The organism is Halococcus morrhuae DSM 1307, from assembly GCF_000336695.1.
In the GTDB taxonomy this organism is placed as follows: domain Archaea; phylum Halobacteriota; class Halobacteria; order Halobacteriales; family Halococcaceae; genus Halococcus; species Halococcus morrhuae.
Window position 1 is genome coordinate 1 of record NZ_AOMC01000141.1, and the last position, 1,274, is coordinate 1,274.

Sequence of the window (1,274 nt, forward strand, 5' to 3'; positions counted from 1 at the left end):
GTTGGCATTTATAACCTATCAACTGTACTGGCACAAGTTCTTGCCCTCCCATCAACCGGGTTCAACACGATATACCCTCCGATCGCCGCTCGGATGTACGGAAATGACGAATTTGCGGATCTTGAAGCGCTGTTCACGCAGGTGACTCGGTGGACGTTCACGCTGTCACTTCTTCCAGCCGTTGGACTGTTGGTGTACTCGAACGAAGTGCTCTCGGTCTTCGGCGAAGGGTTCAGCAGGGGAGGTTTGGTTCTCTCGCTTTTTATTGTCGGACACTTTGCGAACGCCGCGACCGGTCCTACCGGCTACACACTGATGATGACTGACCATCAGTATTTCATGATGGTCGATAGATGGGGTGTAGGTATATTCAACGTAATTTTTAACTACCTGTTCATCACCCGCTTCGGCCTCGTCGGTGCGGCATTCGCTACTGCCATCGTACTGGTTTTGATAAGTGCTATCCGTGTCGTGGCTATCTGGTATATGGAAGGGCTGTTCCCATATTCGCTAAACTTTTACAAACCCATCGTTGCCGGTCTCGTCTGTGGGGCGGTCTTGATCGGTTGGCGGGTCGTTTCACCACTTTCCGGGTTTGCACTGCTAGTCATCGGCGGTATCATGGGAACGCTAGCATTCACACTCGTTCTCGTTGGTATCGGCATCGAACCCGAAGACCGCGAGTTCTTTGCGGATATCGCTGCACGACTCAACTGAAAGTCTCGGAGATCACGTGATATTTCTATACGGTTACTCAACGTAACCGAGTGCTTCCAATTGGTCGGTCGCATCGCGGTAGTGCTCTCGTTTCGACTGGACGTTTGCCGTTCCCTCAACGACTTTCTTTCGTGGCTTGTCAATTTCGAGCCACGGAACTGTGACGAGTTTTCGGTGATGAGTGTAGGAGGGGTGACCATACAACTGCTGACCGAACAGTCCACGGTCGCCGAAGACGTTGCCGTGGTCGGCGGAAATGACTGTCTTGCCCGATAGCGTGTCCACAAGACGCTGGACATGCGGGAGCGCGGTGCGCAGTGTATCTCGATACAGACGCATTACGTGTTTGCGGTTGATCTCTCCGTCCTCAAGCCGATTCCACCAGAACGGTATGTCTGGGTCTTCACCCGCCGCTCGATTCACACCGACACGCGAAAACCCCGTCTGAGCGAACTCTGTGGCGTGTTCGCCGAGGAATGGTCGATGAGGCTGCATCATGTGAAGGATAATGCGCTTATCCTCATACTTGTTGGCGGTGCCAATGACTTTATCAACGG

The 1,274-nt window shown here is 53.0% G+C and carries 2 pseudogenes; one reads left to right on the forward strand and one right to left on the reverse strand.

Annotated features, from left to right (window positions below):
• Window positions 1–717, forward strand: a pseudogene (locus C448_RS11785) (flippase); the annotation flags it as partial.
• A gap of 33 nt (window positions 718–750) precedes the next feature.
• Here the strand turns inward: C448_RS11785 and C448_RS16180 are convergent.
• Window positions 751–1,274 (reverse strand): annotated as a pseudogene (locus C448_RS16180) (hypothetical protein); the annotation flags it as partial.